This window comes from Bacteroides sp. HMSC067B03, assembly GCF_001811315.1.
In the GTDB taxonomy this organism is placed as follows: Bacteria; Bacteroidota; Bacteroidia; order Bacteroidales; family Bacteroidaceae; genus Bacteroides; species Bacteroides faecis.
In genome coordinates this window covers 1,368-2,972 of record NZ_KV804470.1, presented here as the reverse complement: position 1 = coordinate 2,972, position 1,605 = coordinate 1,368, and the positions used below count along the sequence as shown (strand labels likewise).

Genomic DNA, 1,605 nt, shown 5'->3' with positions numbered 1-1,605 from the left:
CCACCAAGATATATACAGACCTGTACCTGTTCTGTAAGGACAAAGGCATGAGCCTTATTTTCGAGAATGTGGAAACGACCAATCAGGGTACGACATCCGCTTTCTATCCGACCTATAAGAACAGGAAATACAAGCTGAAAAAGGCAACCATCCGCGCAATGTATCCGGAACTTGCTCCGCAGGCTTTGCTCGACGCAATCGCAAACAAAAAAATCATTCTACGTGGCAAAAGTATTCCGTTCGACAAAGTCTGCCTGAAGGTCAACTATGCATCACCCGACAAGGTGAACACCCCGATTTCCCGTATCAATAACGATATGCAGAAGGCTTTGGGCGAGGAATACATGACACCAGCGCAAAACGCGTATTATGCGGATGAAAACAACACACTGGACTTGCGTACCTCTATTGATGGTAACAGTGTGCTTGTCTTCAAGTCGGATACCGGGAATATAAACGATGCTTATTTTTGGTGTCGTGGTGACTGGAACATTGACAAGGGTAACCCACCGACTTTCGGCTTCAAGGACGTTCCCGGATACAATGCTGACTGTTTAAGTTATGGCGACTTCACCGACCTTCCGGACGTGACGGAATCCTATTTCATGTCCCATACTGGCGACTATGATCAGGATACGATCTACATGCTTACCAAATCGACGGACGCTTCGTACAAGTTCATGGAATATGTCGACGGGGCATGGAAGAACACAACCGGGACAATCTCTTTTAACGGTAAAAAAACGGTCGTTACCGGGCGTGTCCTGAACCCGGTTGAATGTGTTGAAATGCTCGATTATGAAGGAATGTGCATCTTCGATGACATCGATAACTTCATGACTATGCAATCGACGCACAGCAAGTGGGTGAAAGGCTTGTACGGTGCGGAACTGTCAACGGAAAGCCTTGTTCCCAAATGGACGATGTTCTTTGAATTCCGTACACCGGATAATGATGACATGAGTCTTGCCTACGCGCTTGGAAAGAAGACACCGTACCGCTGGAAACAGTTTTGTGAATGGGTGTATTCATGTAATCCGAAGAACCGTATGGCAGGCGGCAAAATCAGCATCAACGGTGTACAGGTCAGCGACACGATTGAAAACCGATACCGGAAACTGGTTGAGGAAATGGACAAGTATTGCAGCGTGGCTTCTTTCCGCGCGTACTTGGTTCGTATCCTGTATCATTCAGGCGTCGACCAGCTGTCAAAAAACAGCATGTGGGCTTTGTACCTCTGCCCTGACGGTGTTTACCGCTGGTATATGAACCACGATTATGACTCGGACAGTACGAACGGCAAGAATAACTCCGGTATTTTCAAACTTCCGTATAACGTGATGCTTGATACTGTCATGGAAGGGGAAAACGTGTTTGCCGGACGTATGAGTGTCGTATGGCAAGGCATGTGGCGTTATGATCAGGTCGGACTTGCAGCGACCGCAGAGAAAATCCGTACATCGCGCCTTCCGGGTGGCGAGTCTGCCTTCTCCTATGAAGCCGTATTACGTGAATCGGAAGAAAAAGACCACCTGATGATACCCGCAATCGTTGCCTGCCGTGACTCGGTAGCGAAGTATATCACCAATCCGGGCGGTCAGGCGT

1 pseudogene is annotated in these 1,605 nt (G+C 48.2%); it reads left to right on the top strand.

Features of this window, described 5'->3' with window-relative positions:
• Positions 1–1,605, top strand: a pseudogene (locus tag HMPREF2794_RS23935) (hypothetical protein); the annotation flags it as partial.